The sequence below is a fragment of the Stenotrophomonas sp. NA06056 genome, assembly GCF_013364355.1.
Taxonomy (GTDB): domain Bacteria; phylum Pseudomonadota; class Gammaproteobacteria; order Xanthomonadales; family Xanthomonadaceae; genus Stenotrophomonas.
Genome location: NZ_CP054931.1, coordinates 3,046,655 through 3,066,534 on the forward strand (window position 1 = coordinate 3,046,655; position 19,880 = coordinate 3,066,534).

General features: G+C 66.5%; 21 protein-coding genes and 1 pseudogene. 15 read left to right on the forward strand and 7 right to left on the reverse strand.

Annotated elements, in window-relative coordinates; genetic code table 11:
- Positions 1-202 precede the first annotated feature (202 nt).
- The 3 genes from obgE to rplU all read right to left on the reverse strand — a co-directional run bounded on the left by obgE (position 203) and on the right by rplU (position 2,044).
- Positions 203-1,258, reverse strand: coding sequence for a GTPase ObgE (gene obgE / locus HUT07_RS13630; protein ID WP_032975970.1), 1,056 nt, complete (start codon positions 1,256-1,258; stop codon positions 203-205).
- A 193-nt stretch (positions 1,259-1,451) separates the two neighbouring features.
- A complete protein-coding gene (rpmA, locus tag HUT07_RS13635; protein WP_176021379.1) occupies positions 1,452-1,715 on the reverse strand; it encodes a 50S ribosomal protein L27 in 264 nt (87 codons plus the stop codon).
- Between the two features lie 11 nt (positions 1,716-1,726).
- The gene (gene rplU / locus HUT07_RS13640) at positions 1,727-2,044 is read right to left on the reverse strand and encodes a 50S ribosomal protein L21 (RefSeq protein ID WP_004148331.1); all 318 of its coding nucleotides are present in this window, start codon (positions 2,042-2,044) and stop codon (positions 1,727-1,729) included.
- 339 nt (positions 2,045-2,383) lie between these two features.
- Here rplU and uvrA point away from each other — a divergent pair, with 339 nt between their 5' ends.
- The 3 genes from uvrA to HUT07_RS13655 all read left to right on the forward strand — a co-directional run bounded on the left by uvrA (position 2,384) and on the right by HUT07_RS13655 (position 6,610).
- The gene (gene uvrA / locus HUT07_RS13645; RefSeq protein ID WP_176021380.1) at positions 2,384-5,380 is read left to right on the forward strand and encodes an excinuclease ABC subunit UvrA; all 2,997 of its coding nucleotides are present in this window, start codon (positions 2,384-2,386) and stop codon (positions 5,378-5,380) included.
- Positions 5,380-5,787, forward strand: a complete 408-nt coding sequence (locus HUT07_RS13650; RefSeq protein ID WP_032127586.1) for a thioesterase family protein — start codon at positions 5,380-5,382, stop codon at positions 5,785-5,787. The genes uvrA and HUT07_RS13650 overlap by 1 nt, the downstream gene beginning before the upstream one ends.
- A gap of 97 nt (positions 5,788-5,884) precedes the next feature.
- Positions 5,885-6,610: an enolase gene (locus HUT07_RS13655; RefSeq protein WP_176021381.1), complete on the forward strand. Its 726-nt coding sequence runs from the start codon at positions 5,885-5,887 to the stop codon at positions 6,608-6,610.
- Between the two features lie 106 nt (positions 6,611-6,716).
- On the opposite strand, the gene HUT07_RS13660 is transcribed toward HUT07_RS13655, so the two are convergent.
- Positions 6,717-7,166, reverse strand: coding sequence for a copper chaperone PCu(A)C (locus tag HUT07_RS13660; RefSeq protein WP_176022555.1), 450 nt, complete (start codon positions 7,164-7,166; stop codon positions 6,717-6,719).
- A gap of 34 nt (positions 7,167-7,200) precedes the next feature.
- Between HUT07_RS13660 and HUT07_RS13665 the strand changes: the two are divergent.
- From HUT07_RS13665 to HUT07_RS13680, 4 genes and pseudogenes are all read left to right on the forward strand, one after another.
- Positions 7,201-7,976: pseudogene (locus tag HUT07_RS13665) on the forward strand (enoyl-CoA hydratase/isomerase family protein).
- Positions 7,977-8,120: 144 nt separating this feature from the next.
- Complete coding sequence (gene tesB, locus HUT07_RS13670; protein WP_089239560.1) at positions 8,121-9,029, forward strand: acyl-CoA thioesterase II; 909 nt, start codon at positions 8,121-8,123, stop codon at positions 9,027-9,029.
- A gap of 4 nt (positions 9,030-9,033) precedes the next feature.
- Positions 9,034-9,543: a pathogenicity-like protein gene (locus HUT07_RS13675; RefSeq protein WP_176021382.1), complete on the forward strand. Its 510-nt coding sequence runs from the start codon at positions 9,034-9,036 to the stop codon at positions 9,541-9,543.
- Between the two features lie 178 nt (positions 9,544-9,721).
- The gene (locus HUT07_RS13680) at positions 9,722-10,939 is read left to right on the forward strand and encodes an RNA polymerase sigma factor (protein WP_176021383.1); all 1,218 of its coding nucleotides are present in this window, start codon (positions 9,722-9,724) and stop codon (positions 10,937-10,939) included.
- Between the two features lie 52 nt (positions 10,940-10,991).
- Here HUT07_RS13680 and HUT07_RS13685 read toward each other — a convergent pair whose 3' ends face one another.
- Positions 10,992-11,555 (reverse strand): EF-hand domain-containing protein, encoded by a 564-nt coding sequence (locus HUT07_RS13685; protein ID WP_176021384.1) that lies wholly within the window; start codon positions 11,553-11,555, stop codon positions 10,992-10,994.
- Between the two features lie 156 nt (positions 11,556-11,711).
- Between HUT07_RS13685 and HUT07_RS13690 the strand changes: the two genes are divergently transcribed.
- A complete protein-coding gene (locus HUT07_RS13690; RefSeq protein ID WP_176021385.1) occupies positions 11,712-12,467 on the forward strand; it encodes an arginyltransferase in 756 nt (251 codons plus the stop codon).
- Between the two features lie 38 nt (positions 12,468-12,505).
- Positions 12,506-13,714, forward strand: coding sequence for an endonuclease/exonuclease/phosphatase family protein (locus HUT07_RS13695; protein WP_176021386.1), 1,209 nt, complete (start codon positions 12,506-12,508; stop codon positions 13,712-13,714).
- Positions 13,715-13,896: 182 nt separating this feature from the next.
- Here HUT07_RS13695 and purT read toward each other — a convergent pair whose 3' ends face one another.
- The gene (purT, locus tag HUT07_RS13700) at positions 13,897-15,084 is read right to left on the reverse strand and encodes a formate-dependent phosphoribosylglycinamide formyltransferase (protein WP_176021387.1); all 1,188 of its coding nucleotides are present in this window, start codon (positions 15,082-15,084) and stop codon (positions 13,897-13,899) included.
- Positions 15,085-15,229: 145 nt separating this feature from the next.
- On the opposite strand from purT, the gene HUT07_RS13705 reads away from it, so the two are divergent.
- The 6 genes from HUT07_RS13705 to HUT07_RS13730 are packed head-to-tail and all read left to right on the forward strand — an operon-like array spanning position 15,230 to position 19,213.
- Complete coding sequence (locus HUT07_RS13705) at positions 15,230-16,111, forward strand: SPFH domain-containing protein (protein WP_025873866.1); 882 nt, start codon at positions 15,230-15,232, stop codon at positions 16,109-16,111.
- Positions 16,112-16,156: 45 nt separating this feature from the next.
- Positions 16,157-16,336: a hypothetical protein gene (locus tag HUT07_RS13710; protein ID WP_005412615.1), complete on the forward strand. Its 180-nt coding sequence runs from the start codon at positions 16,157-16,159 to the stop codon at positions 16,334-16,336.
- Positions 16,333-16,518 (forward strand): DUF4177 domain-containing protein, encoded by a 186-nt coding sequence (locus tag HUT07_RS13715; RefSeq protein ID WP_176021388.1) that lies wholly within the window; start codon positions 16,333-16,335, stop codon positions 16,516-16,518. The genes HUT07_RS13710 and HUT07_RS13715 overlap by 4 nt, the downstream gene beginning before the upstream one ends.
- Positions 16,515-17,804 (forward strand): alpha/beta fold hydrolase, encoded by a 1,290-nt coding sequence (locus tag HUT07_RS13720; protein WP_176021389.1) that lies wholly within the window; start codon positions 16,515-16,517, stop codon positions 17,802-17,804. The genes HUT07_RS13715 and HUT07_RS13720 overlap by 4 nt, the downstream gene beginning before the upstream one ends.
- Positions 17,801-18,394 (forward strand): PH domain-containing protein, encoded by a 594-nt coding sequence (locus HUT07_RS13725; protein ID WP_176021390.1) that lies wholly within the window; start codon positions 17,801-17,803, stop codon positions 18,392-18,394. Before HUT07_RS13720 ends, HUT07_RS13725 begins: the two co-directional genes overlap by 4 nt.
- A 9-nt stretch (positions 18,395-18,403) precedes the next feature.
- On the forward strand, positions 18,404-19,213 hold the full coding sequence (locus tag HUT07_RS13730; RefSeq protein WP_176021391.1) for a M15 family metallopeptidase: 810 nt from the start codon (positions 18,404-18,406) through the stop codon (positions 19,211-19,213).
- Between the two features lie 257 nt (positions 19,214-19,470).
- Here HUT07_RS13730 and HUT07_RS13735 read toward each other — a convergent pair whose 3' ends face one another.
- On the reverse strand, positions 19,471-19,842 hold the full coding sequence (locus HUT07_RS13735) for a DUF423 domain-containing protein (protein WP_176021392.1): 372 nt from the start codon (positions 19,840-19,842) through the stop codon (positions 19,471-19,473).
- Between the last annotated feature and the right edge of the window lie 38 nt (positions 19,843-19,880).

Consider the following 19,880-nt stretch of genomic DNA (forward strand, 5'->3'; position numbering starts at 1 on the left):
TGTTGCCTGGAACCTGATGCCCGACGCTACCGACACCGACGTCGACGCCCGATCAAGCTGCGCCACCCTCCTGTAGAGCCGAGCCCACGCTCGGCTGCTGCCTGCACGGAAAGCCGAGCATGGGCTCGGCTCTACAGAAGCCGGATCGTAGCCAACAAAAACCCGGCCGAAGCCGGGTTTTTCGCGGGAACCACAACAGGCATTACTGCGCGTTGCGTGCCGCCTCGAGCTCGTCTTCCTTCTGCCGATCGAAGAACGCCATGATCCGGCTCATGATCGGGAAGGTGCCTTCACGACCCAGTGCGGACACCAGGAACCACGGCTCCTTCCAGCCCAGCTCGGCCACGATCTTCTCGGCGGCGGCCTTGGCCTCGTCCTCGAACATCAGGTCAGCCTTGTTCAGCACCAGCCAGCGCGGCTTGGCCAGCAGCTCCGGATCGTGCTTTTCCAGTTCGCGCTCGATGGCACGCACCTGCTCGACCGGGGAAACGCCTTCCACGCCACCTTCCATCGGCGAGATGTCGACGAGGTGCAGCAGCAGGCGGGTGCGCTGCAGGTGGCGCAGGAACTGCGCGCCCAGGCCGGCACCGTCGGCGGCACCTTCGATCAGGCCCGGAATATCGGCGATCACGAAGCTGCGGTAGTTCTCCACCTTCACCACACCCAGGTTCGGGTACAGCGTGGTGAACGGGTAATCGGCCACCTTCGGCGTCGCCGCCGAGACGGCGCGGATCAAGGTGCTCTTGCCGGCATTGGGGAAGCCCAGCAGGCCGACGTCGGCCAGCAGCTTCAACTCCAGCTTCAGCGTGCGCTCTTCACCCGGCTCGCCCGGCAGCGCCTGGCGCGGCGAGCGGTTGGTGGAACTCTTGAAATGCATGTTGCCGAGACCGCCGCGGCCGCCCTTGGCCACCAGCAGGCGGTCGCCATGCTGGGTCAGGTCGCCGATGATTTCATCGGTGGCCACGTTGATGATCACGGTGCCGACCGGCACGGTGATGACCAGGTCTTCGCCACCCTTGCCATAGGCCTGGCGGCCCATGCCGTTCTCGCCGCGCTGCGCCTTGAAGATGCGGTCATGGCGGAAGTCGACCAGGGTGTTCAGGTTTTCGTCGGCGCGGATCCACACGCTGCCGCCCGCACCGCCGTCGCCGCCGTCCGGGCCGCCGAGCGGAATGAACTTCTCGCGACGGAAGCCAATGCAGCCGTTGCCGCCGTTGCCGGCGAACACTTCGATTTCTGCTTCGTCTACCAGTTTCATTGTTTCGATGCCTGCGATGGGCGCGGCATGCACGCCGCCACCTTGATGTAGTGCCGGCCGCTGGCCGACAACCGGGCAATGCCCGTTTTACCATTGATTCCAACGAAAAGCCCCGCCGAAGCGGGGCTCTTCATGCAGCGAGCTCTTCATCCAGCACGGCCATGCCGAGGCATGGGCGCCGGACGCAGCCTTATCAGGCTTCGACCGAGACGACGCTGACGGTACGACGCTTCTTCGGGCCCTTCACGGTGAACTCCACCTTGCCGTCCGTCAGGGCGAACAGGGTGTGGTCACGACCGAGGCCGACGCCAGCACCCGGGTGGAACTGGGTGCCACGCTGACGCACGATGATGTTGCCGGCTTCGATGGCCTGGCCACCGAAGATCTTGACGCCGAGGTACTTCGGGTTGGAGTCGCGACCGTTGCGCGAAGAGCCTACGCCTTTTTTATGTGCCATGACCTATCTCCTTACTTGCTGCCACCGGCAATGCCGGTGATCTCGATTTCGGTGTAGTACTGACGGTGACCCTGGCGCTTCATGTGGTGCTTACGGCGACGGAACTTGATGATCCGGACCTTGTCGGCACGACCCTGGGACAGGACGGTGGCGGTGACCGCAGCGCCGCTCAGGGCGTCGCCGATCTTGATGCCATCGCTGTCGCCGAGCAGCAGGATGTTGTCGAACTTGATCTCGCTGCCGACTTCGACTTCGAGCTTTTCAATGCGGAGCTTTTCGCCCTGCGCCACGCGGTATTGCTTACCGCCGGTGACCAGTACTGCGTACATGACCAGACTTCCTCTGTAGTTATTGTGGTCTATGGACTGTCGCCATCGAGGGCGGACAGGAGCGGAATTGTACGCAGCCCACCGGGGGCGGGTCAAGTCAACCCCCTGAACGGCCCGGGCGCCCCCTGCAGGGCCGCGCCATGCTCGGCTGAACGGTTCGGGGGCCACGCCGCCGAGCATGGCTCGGCGCTGCACAAAGCTGTCGGTCGGTCTCACGGGGTGAGACACCGGGCTGGCATTGTCGCCCATTGCCCCCATCTGGTCACCTCGGTAGGCTGACCGATTGCCGCCCTTTCGCTGGCCCGGCGGCCCAGCCACGCCCCCACAACCGGATTCCCCATGGCGATGGATTTCATCCGCATCCGCGGCGCGCGGACGCACAACCTCAAGAACATCGACCTCGACCTGCCTCGCGACAAACTGATCGTGATCACCGGCCTGTCCGGTTCGGGCAAGTCGTCGCTGGCGTTCGACACCATCTATGCCGAGGGCCAGCGGCGTTACGTCGAGTCCCTGTCGGCGTATGCGCGGCAGTTCCTGAGCGTGATGGAAAAGCCGGACCTGGACCACATCGAAGGCCTGTCCCCGGCGATCTCGATCGAGCAGAAGTCGACCTCGCACAACCCGCGCTCGACGGTCGGCACGATCACCGAGATCTACGACTACCTGCGCCTGCTTTACGCACGTGTCGGCACGCCGCGCTGTCCCGACCACGGCTATCCGCTGGAAGCGCAGACGATCAGCCAGATGGTCGACCACATGCTGACGCTGGACCCGGAACAGCGCTACATGCTGCTGGCGCCGGTGATCCGCGACCGCAAGGGCGAGCACGCGCAGGTGTTCGACCAGCTGCGCGCGCAGGGTTTCGTGCGTGTGCGCGTGGATGGCGAGCTGTACGAAATCGATGCGGTGCCGCCGCTGGCGCTGCGCCAGAAGCACACCATCGAAGCGGTGATCGACCGCTTCCGCCCGCGCGAAGACATCAAGCAGCGCCTGGCCGAGAGCTTCGAAACAGCCCTGAAACTCGGTGATGGCATGGCGTCGGTGCAGTCGCTGGACGACGCCGCTGCGACCCCTACCCTGTTCTCGTCGAAATATTCCTGCCCGGTCTGCGACTATTCGCTGCCCGAACTGGAGCCGCGCCTGTTCTCGTTCAACGCACCGATGGGCGCCTGCCCCGGCTGCGATGGACTGGGCATGGCCGAGTTCTTCGATCCCTCGCGCGTGGTGGTGCATCCCGAGCTGTCGCTGGCTGCCGGTGCCGTGCGCGGCTGGGATCGCCGCAACGCCTATTACTTCCAGCTGATCGCCTCGCTGGCCAAGCACTACAAGTTCGACACTGACGCGGCGTGGAACTCGCTGCCGGCCAAGGTGCAGCAGGCCGTGCTGTATGGCAGCGGCGAGGAAGCGATCACCTTCACCTACTTCACCGAGGCCGGTGGCCGCACCCAGCGCAAGCATCGCTTCGAAGGCATCATTCCCAACCTCGAACGCCGCTACAAGGAAACCGAATCGGCGGCGGTGCAGGAAGAGCTGGGCAAGTACATCAGCGAGCATGCCTGTCCCGAGTGCAATGGCGCACGCCTGAACAGGGCCGCGCGCAACGTGTTCGTGGCCGACCGCCCGCTGCCGGAACTGGTGGTGCTGCCGATCGATGAAGCCCTGAAGTTCTTCAGCGAGCTGAGCCTGCCGGGCTGGCGCGGCGAGATTGCCGCGAAGATCGTCAAGGAGATCGGCGAACGCCTCGGCTTCCTGGTCGACGTCGGCCTGGATTACCTGACCCTGGAGCGCAAGGCCGACACCCTCTCTGGTGGCGAAGCACAGCGTATCCGCCTGGCCAGCCAGATCGGTGCCGGCCTGGTGGGCGTGATGTACGTGCTCGATGAGCCGTCCATCGGCCTGCACCAGCGCGACAACGAGCGCCTGTTGGGCACCCTCACCCGCCTGCGTGACCTCGGCAACACGGTGATCGTGGTCGAGCATGACGAAGACGCGATCCGCCTGGCCGATTACGTGCTGGACATCGGTCCGGGCGCAGGCGTGCACGGCGGTGAGATCGTCGGCCAGGGCAGCCTGCAGGACCTCCTCGATGCACCGCGTTCGCTGACCGGCCAATACCTGTCGGGCAAGCGCGCGATCAAGATCCCGGCGCGCCGGCACAAGCCGGACCCGAAGATGACGCTGCATCTGCGTGGCGCCACCGGCAACAACCTGAAAGGCGTGGACCTGGCCATTCCGGCGGGGCTGCTGACCTGCGTGACCGGCGTGTCCGGTTCGGGCAAGTCGACCCTGATCAACGACACGCTGTTCTCGCTGGCTGCCAACGAGATCAACGGCGCCTCGCACCCGATCGCGCCGTACAAGGAGATCGATGGCCTGGACCTGTTCGACAAGGTCGTGGACATCGACCAGTCACCGATCGGCCGTACTCCGCGCTCGAACCCGGCCACCTATACCGGCCTGTTCACCCCCCTGCGCGAACTGTTCGCACAGGTGCCCGAATCGCGTGCGCGCGGCTATTCGCCGGGCCGCTTCAGTTTCAACGTGCGTGGCGGCCGCTGCGAGGCCTGCCAGGGCGATGGCCTGATCAAGGTCGAGATGCACTTCCTGCCGGACGTGTACGTGCCCTGCGACGTCTGCCATGGCAAGCGCTACAACCGCGAAACGCTGGAGATCCTGTACAAGGGCTTCAACATCAACGACGTGCTGGAAATGACCGTCGAAGATGCGTTGAAGCTGTTCGAGCCGGTACCGTCCATCGCCCGCAAGCTGGAAACCCTGGTCGATGTCGGCCTGAGCTACATCAAGCTGGGCCAGAGCGCGACCACGCTGTCCGGTGGTGAAGCACAGCGCGTGAAGCTGTCCAAGGAACTGTCGCGCCGCGATACCGGCCGCACCCTGTACATCCTCGACGAGCCGACCACCGGCCTGCACTTCCACGACATCGAAGCGCTGCTCGGCGTGCTGCACAAGCTGCGCGACGAGGGCAACACGGTGGTGGTGATCGAGCACAACCTGGACGTCATCAAGACCGCGGACTGGATTGTCGACCTGGGTCCGGAAGGCGGTCATCGCGGTGGCACCATCCTGGTGACCGGCACGCCGGAAGACGTGGCTGCATGCCCGGATTCGTATACCGGCCAGTTCCTCGCCCGGATGCTGCCGTCCACCAGCGCGCGACCGGACCAGCCCGCCGCTGTGGCCAACAAGCCCGATGCGCGCCCGCCGCGCAAGGTCAAGCCAGAGAAGCCGGCAAAGAAAGCGGCTGCGGCCAAGAGCACCGGCAAGGCCAGCAAGACCGCCGCGGCCGGCACCAAGAAGAAGAAGGACGCCTGATGAGCAGCGAACACAAGATCCTGGCCCGCATTCCGATCAGCGTGCGCTGGCGCGACATGGACAGCATGGGCCACGTCAACAACGCCAAGTACATCTCCTACCTGGAAGAGGCGCGCGTGCGCTGGATGCTGGGCGTGGACGGCGTGTCGATGACCGACCGCATCGCACCGGTGGTGGCCGCGACCAACGTCAACTACCGGCTGCCGATCGTGTGGCCCAACGACATCCTGGTCGAGTTGTTCGTCGAGCGCCTGGGCAACAGCAGCGTGACCATCGGTCATCGCATCGTCGACCAGCAGGATGAGTCGAAGCTGTATTCGGACGGCAACGTGGTGGTGGTGTGGATGGATACGCAGACCGGCAAGAGTGCGCCGCTGCCTGACGCGATCCGCAGCGCGTCCACCTGAAATACCCTGGTAGTTGCCGACCTTGGTCGGCACGCTTCGGCGGCAATGAGGGTGCCGGCCAGCGGCCGGCACTACCGACACTGTTCAAAGGACTGACATGATCCACCACACCGAACTGCGTGACCTGCTGCCCGGCATGGCCCCCTTCCCCACCGATGTCTTCCCGGCCGACCAGGCGTGGCTCGGCCAGCACCTGCTGCCGCTGTTGAAGATCGATCTGGGTGTGCTGCGGCCGGAACTGGCCGGCCAGATGGCGACCATGCTGTGCCCGATCGAGCCGTATGAAGGCTGCATCGGTGACGACACCGAAGAACACCACAACGAATTTACCGGCAGCAACTGGATCGCTTTCGAGCTGACCGACGGCAACCAGATGCGCTTCCTCGGCAACGAGGGTTATTTCATCGGCGATGCGGTGGAAGACGAAGATGCGCGCGCACACATTGCCGAGATGCGTGACAGCCATGCCAAGGCCCAGGCCTACTTCAAGCAGCACGGAAAGCTGGCCAGCTATTCGCGCTATGGCGATGGCGAACCCGGCGAGCAGGCGTACCTCGATGTGCTGGGCGGGCAGATTTCGACCGGCAACTGGATTGAAACCACGGAGATTCCCGCCGCCTTCGCGCTGGCGTTCACCGAGGCTGCCGACGACCGCCATGCGCCGGACGATGCCGAACGCGCGATCATCACCCGCGATGGCAGGAAATTCTTCGCCGTGGCCGAAGTCGCCGGCTACAACTGGTGTGCCGCCGGCGCCGATGCCATCGTGATGCTGTACGAACCGGAAAGCCGCACGGTGCTGTTCTCGTACGACTGGTCGTAAACCCACCGCGCCGCGCGCTCGCCGGGCATGGCCCGGCGCTACCGGTGTCGATTCGGCCGCGATGCCTGGGTAGCGCCGGGCCATGCCCGGCGGAACGAGCGCCGCGTTACGGCGCGGCCTTGCGCGCGATCAGGGCCGTGCTGACTTCGGTACCGCCTTCCAGCTGCAGCTGCAGCCACATGGGCTGCCCCTCGTGCAGTACGCGCGTACCTTTGCTCAGCATCAGGTGAAGGCCCCCAGGCCTGAGCTCGGCGCTTGCACCCGGCGCCAGTGGCAGGCGCTCGACCGGGCGCATGCGGCTGACCCCATCGACGATCCTGGTCTCGTGGAACGACACATCGTCGAAGAACGACGTCCGCGCACCGGTAATGACCACCTTGGTGTCGCAGCCGTTGCGGATCACCGCGTAACCGGCCGTCATGGGCATCGCCTCTGCATTGGGCGGCAGACGCACCCAGGGCCACGAGACGGTGACGCAGTTGGGCACCGTTCCCGCCGCCGATGCTGCGCCCGCACACATCATCAACAATACGCCAACGAATGGTTTGGTTATCATCGCCTCAGATTCCTGTCCGCAACGAGACCGCAGCATGACGACACTCATCGAGGTGATCAACCATGGCCCCATCCGCGAACTGCGGCTGGCGCGGCCGCCGGTCAACGCACTGGACACCGAACTGTGCCGGCAGTTGATCCATGCCATCGAACTGGCGATGGCCGAGGACGCACACGGCATCGTGCTGTCTGGCAGCGAGCGTATCTTCACCGGCGGCATGGACGTGCCGCACCTGCTCTCGCATGGCGATGACAAGCACAAGCTGCTGGACACCTGGAACGCCTTCTTCGGCGCCGTACGCACGCTGGCCGAGAGCCGCATCCCGGTGGTGGCTGCGCTCACCGGCCATGCACCGGCGGGTGGTTGCGTGCTGCCCTGTGCTGCGACTACCGGGTAATGGCGCGAAGTGCCGATCCTGCACGCCCGTACGCCATCGGCCTGAACGAAGTGCAGGTCGGTCTGATCGCACCGGAAGGCATCCAGCGCCTGCTGCGCCGTGCGGTGGGCGTGCACCGTGCCGGCGTGCTGCTGACCACCGGTTCGCTGGTGCCGGCCGAACAGGCGCTGCAGATCGGCCTGGTCGATGAACTGGCAGAAGGTGATCTGGTGGTGGCACGCGCCATCGCCTGGCTGCAGAACCTGCTCAAGCAGCCACGCCAGCCGATGCTGCTGACCCGCGCCATCGCCCGCGCCGACCTGCACGACGCGCTGCACCCGGACCTGATCCAGCTCGACCGCTTCGTCGACGCCTGGTTTGCCCCGGACGCGCAGAACGCCCTGCAGGCGCTGGCGGCGCGCCTCGGCAAGTAAACGGTAGTGCCGGCCGCTGGCCGGCAGCCTGGCGATCCTTCCGGGACGCCTGCGGATGCCGGCCAACGGCCGGCACTACCGAAGATGGGGCATCCGGCCTTCACCGGTATAATCAGGCCCTCTTTCCCTGTTGTGGCCGCCCCCTTGAACGACACGCCCGAACCCGTCGTCTCCGAGCTGATCGATCTGCTCACCTTGGAGCGGCTGGAGGACAACCTGTTCCGCGGCCAGAGCCGCGACATCGGCACCAAGTACGTGTTCGGCGGGCAGGTGCTGGGCCAGGCCCTGGCGGCCGCCCAGGCGACGGTCGACAACGGTCGCCATGTGCACTCGCTGCATGCGTATTTCCTGCGCGCCGGCAACATCGATCATCCGATCGTCTACGACGTCGACCGCACCCGCGACGGCGGTAGTTTCTCGGTGCGCCGGGTGACCGCGATCCAGCATGGCAAGGTGATCTTCTTCTGCGCCGCCTCGTTCCAGCAGGCCGAATCCGGTGCCGAGCACCAGCACAAGATGCCCGAAGTGCCGCAACCGGAAGACATCGAACCGAACCGCCCGTTGCCGGCAGAGGTGCTTGAACGCCTGCCGATCAAGGTACAGCGCTGGCTTTCGCGCGGTGGTCCGTTCGAATTCCGCCATGTGTATCCGCGCGATGAACTGAACCCACCCAAGCGCCCGCCCTACCACCAGGTCTGGCTGCGCCTGAGTGAGCGTGTAGGCGATGCGCCTGAGTTGCACCAGGCGCTGCTGGCCTACGCGTCGGATTTCCACCTGCTGGGCACGGCGACCTTCCCGCACGGCATCAGCTACTACCATCCGCATGTGCAGATGGCCTCGCTGGACCACGCGATCTGGTTCCACCGCCCGTTCCGTGCCGACGATTGGCTGCTGTACTCGCTGGACAGCCCCAGCGCGCAGGATTCGCGTGGTCTGGCCCGCGGCCAGTTCTTCACCCGTGATGGCGTGCTGGTTGCCAGCACCGCCCAGGAAGGCTTGATCCGCGTGGTTCCGGACCAGGCAGCAGCGGCCGCCGTGCCGGCCAAGGATTGATCCGATGCGTCAGATTTTCAGCAGCCAGCGCGTGGAAACCGTGGAAGGCGTGGCCGAGCTCCTGCGCAGCCACGACATCCAGGTGAAGGTCACCAACGGGCGCTCGTACAAGACCCGCCGCCGGGGCCAGTTCAGTTATACCGACCTGGGCAATGCCGGCGCCTACCCGGCGGTGTGGGTCGTGCGTGCCGACGACCAGCCGCGCGCACGCGAAATCCTGCGCGACGCCCGCCTGCTCGACACCACCCGCCGTGACCACCCGACCGCCGAGTTCGCCTTCCGCGATGATGTGCAGGAAAGTACCGGTGGTCGTGGCTGGGCCTGGCGCATCCGCATCGCCCTGCTGGTGGTGATCGCCGGCGTGGCGCTGGTGATCGGCCTGCGCCATCGCGGTGCCCCTGCCCCCGCCGCACCGGTGCCCGCCCCGCAGGCCCAGCCGCAGCAAGCCCAACCGGCCGCGCCGGCACCGCCGGAAGAAGAGGAAGTGCGGGTCCGCATCCAGCCGGCGAAGTAACCTGGTGGTAGTGCCGGCCGCTGGCCGGCAACCGCAGGTAGCGCCGGGCCATGCCCGGCGAGCGCAGTGGCCTGACAGAAGAGCCGCCGAGCATGGCCCGGCGCTACCGGGTCGCGAACCGGTCACATTGGGCGCGCAGCTCCGTCTTGGGACACAATCCCTGCAGGAGCCCGCCGCCATGACGACCTTCGCCGCAAGCATCGACGACACACTGCACCGCGAACTGCCGGCCGCCAGCGGCGGTTGCCAGCATGCCTATGGCCGCATCGTACTGGCCTGCCAGAACACGGTCACCGCCATCGCCCTGGCCATCACCGGCGACCGCCAGGCCAGCGAGGACATCGCCCAGGAAGCCTTCGTGAAAGGCTGGCAGCAACTGCACCAGCTGCGCAGCGCGACCAGCTTCCTTCCCTGGTTGCGGCAGATCACCCGCAACCTGGCCCGCGACTGGCTGCGGGCACAGCGGGGCCGACCGCTGAGTGGCGAAGCCGCCGAGGTGGCGCTGGGCATGGCGGCCGATCCCACCCCGGGCGCCGCCGATCGTCTGCAGCGCCTGGAAGAAGAAGTCGCTGCCGAGGACATCATTTCTGCGCTGCCTGCCGACAGCCGCGAAGTGCTGCTGCTGTATTACCGCGAGGGCCAGCATTCGCAGCAGGTTGCTGACCTGCTCGGGTTGAGCGACGCGGCGGTACGCAAGCGCCTGTCACGCGCCCGTGCACTGGTACGCGAGGGCCTGTTGCAGCGCTTCGGTGAATTCGCACGCAGCAGCGCACCCAGTGCAGCGTTCGCAACGACGGTGGTGTCGATGGTGATGATCGCCGCACCCGGCACCGCAAGCGCGGCGATCCTGCTGGGTACCGGTGTCGGCATTGGTGGCAGCAAGCTCGGCCTCGGTGGCGCAAGTGCCGCCGGCGGTACCGCGTTGGGCTCGTTGACCGCCGCACTGGGGCAACTGCATGTGATGCCGGCTGAAAGCTGGGGAGCGGTCATCGGCGGCGTGGTTGGTGGCACGGTCGGCAGCTACTTCGGTGGACGCCTCCTGATGTCGTACACCCGGAACGAGGCCGAGCGCGGCGACGTCCGCCGTTTTCTCTATCTCAACATAGGCACCTGCATGCTCTGGTGCCTGACGATCCTGATGGCGGTGTTGCTGCAGGCGCCGCTCTGGGCTGTCCTGCTGGTGCAGGTCGCGGGCCTGGCCGTGGTCAACTACCAGTGCCTGGTACCGTTGCAGCGGCTGATGGCGCCGATGATCGCGCGCGACTCGCTGCAGCGCGGGCTCACCGGGATCAACTGGAAGTACGAGGCCATGTACGGCCGCACCGGCATCATCGCCATGAACCTGATGGTCATTGCGCTCGTGCTGTATTCGCTTGTGCGGAGTGGTCGCCTGTAACGGACAACGCCGGCAGTCCGCCGGCGTTGTCGTCAAATCACTGCGTTGAAATTCAGCGCTGGGGTCTCGGCGCGCTGCCATCACGCGGGCCACCGTGGCGCGGGCCACCGTGCATCGGCCCCTTGGCAGCGTCGAACTCGGCCTTGCTCAGCTGGCCGTCCTTGTTGGTATCGGCTGCGGCGAACCAGGCATCACGGTGCTGCTTCATGCGCAGCTCGCGATCGGCCTTGTCCAGGTAGCCATCCTTGTTGAGGTCGAGCTGGTCGAAACGCTCGGCCAGGCGCGGATCAGCCTTGGCTTCCTCACGGCTGATGCGGCCATCCTTGTTCGCGTCCAGCTTGGCCCAGCGTTCGCCGCTGCGACCGCCGTGGCGGCCCTGCTTCCAGCGCGGCAGCTCATCACGCGAGAGCTTGCCGTCCTTGTTCTTGTCCAGCTCATCGAACTTCGCGGCCAGGCGCGGGTTGGCCGCCGCTTCGCTGCGGTCGACGACGCCATCGCCATTGGTATCCAGCTTGGCCGAACGCTGTGCCGGTGCCGCCGGGGTGTCGGCAGCCAAGGCGATACCGGTCGCGGAGGTGCCGAGCAGCAGGGCCAGCAACAGGGGGGTACGGATCATGGGGTCACTCCTGGGAATGGGATTGGCATCGGGGTGAACACCTCACCCTCGGAGGACAACAACGCCCGAGCGCGACCGTGGTTGACGCAGTCGCCCGATCCATTCATCCGGCGGACAGTCGCCGCCATTGCGACAGGCTGGAGCTATGCTGTGCCCATGGCGATACATGGCGACAGAGACGACGAACTGCGACTGTTCCAGACCGGCGAGCACCCCTGCGGGTACTGGCCGGACCGGGTTGCACGCGACCTGGTGCTGGACCCGCAGGACCGTCGGCTCGGCGGGCTGTATCCGCTGGCCCTGAGCTGGGGCTTCCGCCGCAGCGGGGATCTGGTCTATCGCCCGCACTGTGCGAACTGCCACGCATGCGTCGCCGTGCGCATCCCGGTGGCGCGCTTCGCCCCGGACCGCAGCCAGCGCCGCTGCGCCGCCCGCAATGCCGATCTGGAAGTGCGCATCACTGCGGCGATGCCGCGTGAGGATCTGTTCGAGCTGTACCACCGCTACCTGGTGCATCGTCATGCCAAGGGCGGCATGGACGACCACGGCCCGCACGAGTTCGAGCAGTTCCTGATCGGCAGCTGGTCGCACACGCGCTTCATGGAAATGCGCCTGCCCGGCCACGATGGCCAACCCAGCCAGCTGCTGGGGGTAGCGGTGACCGATGTCACCGAGCATGGGCTGTCGGCGGTCTATACCTTCTTCGATCCTGCCCATGCCGCGCGGGGGCTGGGCACGTTCGCGATCCTGCAGCAGTTGGAATGGGCCCGCCGCGAGGGCCTGCCACACCTGTACCTGGGCTACTGGATACGTGAGCACCAGAAGATGGACTACAAGCGGCGCTACCGCCCGCTGGAGGCCTACGATGGCCGCCGCTGGCATGATTTCGATGACGATCTGGACGGACGCTGACAAACCACTGACACCGGGCCGGGTGCACAATACGGCCCATGAACGCCAAACCCCTGATCCTCGGCCTGGCCCTGCTCTGCGGCGCCACCGCTCCCGCCTTCGCCACGTCCCCCGCGATGACCGAAAAACCGTCTGCAGCGCTGCGCCTGGCCACCTACAACACCTCGCTGTATTCGGACGAAGCCGGCGGCCTGATCGCCGAGCTGGAAGGCGACAGCGAACACGCACGCAAGATCGCCGCGGTACTGCAGCAGGCGCGTCCGGACCTGGTGCTGTTGAACGAATTCGACTTCGACGACGCCCATCGCGCTGCCGACCTGTTCCAGAAGCGTTACCTGGAAGTGGCCCAGCCCGGTGGCGGCAAGCCGCTGCACTTCGCCTACCGCTACCTGGCACCGGTGAACACCGGCGTGCCCAGCGGCCTGGACCTGGACGGCAACGGTGTGGTCGGCGGTGAAGGTCGTGGCCGTGGCAACGACGCCTGGGGCTACGGCCTGCACCCGGGCCAGTACGGCATGCTGGTGCTGTCGCGTTACCCGATCGACGAAGCGAAGGTGCGCAGCTTCCAGCTGCTGAAGTGGAGTGCGATGCCCGGCGCGATCCGCCCGATCGACCCGCGTACTGGCAAGAGCTTCTACAACGACAGCGTGTGGTCGCAGTTGCGGCTGTCGTCGAAGTCGCATTGGGATGTACCGGTGAAGACCCCGGCCGGCGTGGTGCACGCGCTGGTCTCGCACCCGACCCCGCCGGTGTTCGACGGCCCGGAAAAGCGCAATGCGGCGCGCAACCACGACGAACTGCGCCTGTGGCAGGAATACCTGTCCAAGGGTGACAAGCCCTGGCTGTGCGACGACAAGGGCCAGTGCGGTGGCCTCGCGCAGGACGCGCGCTTCGTCATCCTCGGTGACCTCAACAACGATCCGGTCGATGGTGATGGCCGCCACGAGGCCATCGTCGAACTGATCGAGAACGCCCGCGTGCTGCGCTACCCCACACCGCGCAGCGTCGGCGCCGAACAGACCAGCCTGGCCTACGCGGCCAAGGGCATCGCCCGCAAGGGCGCACCGTTCCATGCCACCGGTGATTTCGGGCCGAAGTCCGGCACCATGCGCTTGGACTACGTGCTGCCCTCGACCGGTTTCGAGTACATCGGCAGCGGCGTGTTCTGGCCGGCGAATGAAAGCGCCGAAGCGAAGATCGCCGACGGCAGCGACCACCATCTGGTGTGGGTGGACGTGAAGCCGTAACCCGTGTTGATGGGGTACCGACCAACGGTCGGTACCCACCGGAAATATGTACCGACCAACGATCGGTACCCACCGGAAATCTGTACCGACCAACGATCGGTACCCACCGGAAATCTGTACCGACCAACGGTCGGTACCCACCGAGATTCGGTAGGCGACGACCGTTGGTCGTCGCTTCTTTTTCAAGGGCGCAGTTCGACGCCGATGGCTTCGGCGGCATCACGCGCGATGGCACGCGCTTCGTCAATGGTTTCCGCGCGCGCCAGGGTCACGCCCACGCGGCGTTGGCCATGCACGCTGGGCTTGCCGAACAGGCGCACGGCGGTGTCCGGCACCTGCAGGGCAGCAGCCACGTTATTGAAGTACGGCACGCCCTCGCCGTGTGCCAACAGCGCGCACGAGGCCGACGGGCCGCTCTGGCGGATCACCGGGATCGGCAGGCCAAGAATGGCCCGCGCATGCAGCGCGAATTCGCTCAGTTCCTGTGATACCAGCGTCACCAGGCCGGTGTCGTGCGGACGCGGTGATACTTCGCTGAACCACACTTCGTCGCCCTTCACGAACAGCTCGACACCGAACAGGCCCCAGCCACCGAGGTCGTCCGTGATCACGCGCGAGATCTCTTCCGCACGTGCCAGTGCCGCATTGGACATCGGCTGCGGCTGCCAGCTTTCGCGATAGTCGCCATCCTTCTGCAGGTGACCGATTGGCGCGCAGAACGAGGTGCCACCGGCATGGCGCACGGTCAGCAGGGTGATCTCGTAGTCGAAGTCGATGAAACCCTCGACGATGCAGCGCCCGGCACCTGCACGGCCACCGGTCTGCGCGTAGTCCCATGCCGGGGCGATGTCCGCCTCGCTGCGCAGCGTGCTCTGGCCCTTGCCCGAGGACGACATCACCGGCTTGACCACGCACGGCAGGCCAATCGCTGCCACTGCGTCGCGGTACTCGGCCTCGGTATCGACAAAGCGGTACGGCGAAGTCGGCAGGCCCAACGTCTCGGCAGCCAGGCGACGAATGCCCTCACGATCCATGGTCAGGCGCGCGGCGCGTGCGGTCGGGATCACCCGCAGGCCCTGCTCCTGTTCCAGCTGCACCAGGGTTTCGGTGTGGATCGCTTCGATTTCCGGCACCACCAGGTGCGGCTGCTCCTGCGCGATCAACTGGCGCAGGGCCATCGCGTCCAGCATGTCGATCACATGCGAGCGGTGCGCGACCTGCATCGCCGGGGCATCGGCGTAACGGTCGGCGGCAATCACTTCCACGCCCAGCCGCTGCAGCTCGATGGCCACCTCCTTGCCAAGTTCGCCCGAGCCCAGCAGCAACACGCGGGTGGCGGAGGGAGACAACGGGGTTCCAAGCTTGGCCATGGCGGGGTTCCAGCAGCAATGTGAAGGCGGGTGGGCATTCTATCCGGTCCAGCCGAAGCATCAGGGGACACCCACCCGACGAACGGTAGCCCGAATGTGATATCACTTTGATATCTTCACTTCGAACCCTCAAGGACGTACCGCCATGAAAGAGAAGTCGCTGTCCTCCCTCAACGGCCTCGGCGCGCTCGCCGGGTCCCTGGTCGTGGCCCTCGCCGGCGGCGCCCTGTTCGTGGCCGGGGTCGCGGCGAAGGCCAGCACCGGCTCGCCCAACGTGCTGCTGATCCTTGCCGGCCTGCTGATCGCCGCGCTGGCCCTGGTCGCGCTGGCCGGCCTGTACACCGTGCAGCCCAACCAGGCGGCGGTGGTCAGCCTGTTCGGCAAGTACGTAGGCACCGTCAAGGACAACGGCCTGCGCTGGAACAATCCCTTCTTCAGCAAGCGCCGCGTGAGCCAGCGCGTGCGCAATTTCGAGAGCGGCAAGCTGAAGGTCAACGAGCTGGACGGCAGCCCGATCGAGATCGCCGCGGTGATCGTCTGGCAGGTGGTCGACGCTTCCGAAGCGGTCTACAACGTGGACGACTACGAGAGCTTCGTGCACATCCAGTCCGAATCGGCGTTGCGCGCGATGGCCACCAGCTACCCCTACGACCAGCACGAGGATGGCCAGCTGGCACTGCGCAGCCATGCCAGCGAGATCTCCCAGCACCTGAAGAACGAACTGGCCGAACGCCTCGCCGATGCCGGCGTGCAGGTGATCGATGCGCGCATCAGCCACCTCGCCTACGCCGCTGAAATCGCCCAGGCGATGTTGCAGCGGCAGCAGGCCAATGCGGTGATCGCCGCACGCACGCGCATCGTCGCCGGTGCGGTCGGCATGGTCGAGATGGCGCTGGCCGAACTGCAGAAGAACGGCGTGGTGCAGCTGGATGAGGAGCGCAAGGCGCACATGGTCAGCAACCTGTTGACCGTGTTGTGCTCGGACCGCGGCACGCAGCCGGTCGTCAACACCGGTTCGCTGTACTGAACCACCCTCGCAACGGGGCGCCCCACCGCCCCGCCAGGAGTCTGCATGAGCGAGAAAAAAGCCTATCCGCTGCGCATCAACGCCGAGGTCCTGGCGGCCGCACAGCGCTGGGCGGACGATGAACTGCGCAGCCTCAACGCACAGATCGAATACGTGCTGCGCGACGCACTGCGCAAGGCAGGACGCCTGCCCAAACCCAAGCCATCGCCGGAGGACAAGGAATGAGCAAGCGCTGGAATTACCTGACCGTCGAGGTCAAGACAACGATGATGGGCCTGCAGAAAGCCGACGACATCCAGGCCGAACTCAGCCGCCAGGGTCAGCTGGGCTGGGAGCTGGTCAACATCATCATCCCGGCGCCGATGCGCCCGGCCCTGCTGGTCTTCAAGAAGGAGCTGCAACCATGAGCGCACGCCGTTCGTTGCTTGCTGTTTCCCTTGCCCTGCTGTCCGCCGCTGCCTCGGCGGCAGAACCGCATCAGGTCGCTGCGCGCCTGCTCGATCACCTGCAGGCGGGGCGGATCGCCGATGCCGAAGCCATGCTGACCCCGCAGATGGCCGCAGCCGTGCCTGCCGACAAGCTGCAGGGCCTGTGGCAGTCGCTGGGTGAACTGAAGCAGCGCGGACCCGCGCGCAGCAGCGAGCAGCAGGGCCTGCACCTGGTGGAGGTGCCGCTGCAGTTCGCCGGTGGTGCGGTGATCGCGCAGGTGGCGGTGAACGCGCAGGACAAGGTGGCCGGACTGCTGTTGCGCCCGGCGCCCGCTGCCAAGGCACCGCCACCGCCAGCCGACGCGAACTACAGCGAAGCCGATTTCAGCGTGCCGCAGGCGCGCGGTGCGCTGCCCGGCACGTTGGCCCTGCCCAAGGGCAAAGGCCCGTTCCCGGCCGTAGTGCTGGTACACGGTTCCGGCCCGCAGGATCGCGACGAAACCATCGGCGGCAATCGCCCGTTCCTGGACATCGCCCGCGGCCTGGCCGCGCAGGGAATCGCCGTGCTGCGCTACGACAAGCGCACCCATGCCCGCCCGCAGGATTTCCAGAGCGGCAGCTTCGACGTTGATGACGAGACCACCGACGACGCCGTTGCGGCGTTGAGCGCGCTGGCGGCGGACCCACGCATCGATGGCAAGCGGATCTTCGTGCTCGGCCACAGCCAGGGCGGCATGCTCGCCCCGCGCATCGCCAGCCGCTGGCCACAGGCGCGCGGCGCGATCCTGTGGGCAGCACCTGCGCGCACGCTGCTTGAACTGCTGCCGGAGCAGAATCGCTACCTGTTGTCGCTGGACGGCGCGATCAGTGCCCCGGAACAGGCGTTCCTGGACAAACTGGCCGCGCAGATCGCCGCGGCCCGCAGCGACACGCCTGCAGCCGCCAGCGAACTGCCATTGGGTGTGCCGCAGACGTTCTGGAAGAGCATCGAAGCAGTGAACGCACGCGCCGATGCGCTGGCCCTGCACAAGCCGTTGCTGATGCTGCATGGCGGCCGTGACTTCCAGGTGCCGGATGCCGACTGGACGCTGTGGAAGCAGGCACTGGCCAAGCGCACGGACGTGCAATGGCAGGCCTACCCGGCACTGAACCACATCGGCATCGCCGGCAGCGGCCCCAGCTCGCTGAAGGAATACGCCCAGCCCGGCCACGTCGATGCACAGCTGATTGATGACGTGGCGCGCTGGGTAGGCGCACAGCGATGAGCGGCAGCGACCCGCAACCGTTCGAGCTGGCGGACAGCTCCCCGCTGCGGGTGCTGTGGGTACTGCTGCCGGTACTGGCGGTACTGGGCATCGGCAGCTGGGCGCAGTTGCACGACAACCGCACGCAGGCACCGTGGATCGAGGTCACCCTGTCGCCGCCCTTCTTCCTGATGGGCGGCAGTGCGGCGTGGAGCCTGGCGGTGACCGTGCTGATCGGCATCGGCCTGGGCTGGGCCTTCTTCCGTCGCCGGGTGGTACTGGACGGGCCGGTGCTGGACGTACGCTCAACGCTGTATCGCCGCCGCACGCCGGTGGCCGACCTGCTGCTGGACCAGGCCGAGGTGGTCGACCTGGGCCGTGATCGTCGCTATGGCATCCGCTTCAAGACCAATGGCTACAGCATGCCCGGCTTCTATTCGGGACACTTCCGCCTGCAGGGCGGCGGCAAGGGCTTTGCCCTGGTTACCGACCGCGCACGCACGCTGGTGATTCCGGTGCGCGGCGGCAGCACCCTGCTGCTCAGCCTGGAGCGCCCGCAGGCGCTGCTGAAGGCGCTGCGCAAGGTGGCCGCCACGGCGCCACGGCAGTAAGCTGGATCGATGCACCGCACCGCTCCACTGTTGATCAACACCGAGACCGTCGAACTGTGGCCAGCGCCGCTGCTGCGCGCGCGCAGCAATCTCGACGCCCGCCTGCTGGCACGCGCGTACTGGGTGCTGCGGCGCAAGCAGGATGGCCGCTACCTGGCGGCAGTGCTGGCGCACGGTGTGCACTCGCTGGTGCCGCGGCTGCCACGCGAACCGGGCGTGGAGGACGCGCTGGCGTTGCTGGAAGGCGCGCGGTCACGGCCGTTCGGTGCTGCACTGGAAGACCAGTGGCTGCCGCTGACCGGCCTGCAGCAACGCCTGCAGCAGCTGGGTCTGGATGCGCAGCGCTATGCGCAGGACAGTGGATTGGCGCTGGAGGCCGAGCCCTGCCTGCTGCACTTCGCCGGACGCGATCGCTTCGCACGCCCGTTGTGGCTGCGGCGCGGTGCCGCGCAGGGCTGGCGACGGATGCGCCTGCACGCTGCGCGGGATGGCATTGCACTGGACGCGATCTCCGGCTTCCGCAGCCATGCGTATCAGCTCGGCATTTTCGAACGGAAGTTGGCGCGCGGGCAGAGTGTGGCGCAGATCCTGCAGGTCAATGCTGCGCCAGGATTCAGCGAACACCACAGTGGTCACGCACTGGACATCGGCACGCCGGGGGACGCGCCGGCAGAAGAGACCTTCGAGGCGACGGCCGCGTTTGCGTGGCTGCAGGCCAATGCCGGAGCGCATGGGTTCCATCTGAGCTATCCGCGCGACAACCCGCATGGGATCGTCTACGAACCGTGGCACTGGTGCTGGAAACCGGCCAACGGCTGAGCCCCTCGTGGCGAACGCTTGACTGCGATCCCGGGTTGGCCGGGAGGGTGGGCGGCGCAGGGGCCGCTGCAAGTACGTCCATGTAAGCTCGGGCGCGCCATCCATGGCGCTTACGCCCCTGCGCCGCCCACCCTCCCGGCCACGGACAGTTCCCGCGTGCGTTCGCCACGGAATGGAACAAAAGAGCAAAGGCAGAAGCGGGTCGCTGCGCTTGAAGCCGGGCATGGCCCGGCGCTGGCCATGCGTGGGCGCTGCGGTCAGCGTCTCAACGCGTTGATACCCAACAGTACCCATCCGGCCATCAGCGTGGTGCCGCCTACCGGCGCCAGTCGCGTCGGCCACTGCCACAGTGCGCCGCCCACCAGGCTGCCGGCGAACAGCAGCACGCCCAGCAGCAACACGTACAAGGCCAGATGCGCGATCGCGCCCTGCGCGCGCGGACCGAGCGCTGCCAGTACCGCACCGTGGGCAAACGCGTACAACGCCGCCATGTTCAGATGCTGCTGCGCCAGCGGATCGGACACGCCGTGCGCGGCATAGGCAGACAGACCGATCGAGGCGGCCGCCAGCAGCGCCCCCAGGCAGGCCAGCAACGACGGTTTACGCGCGCGTCGTTCGGAATTGAACATGACAGCTCCTTGCGCAATGCCCGATACCGGGCTCGAGA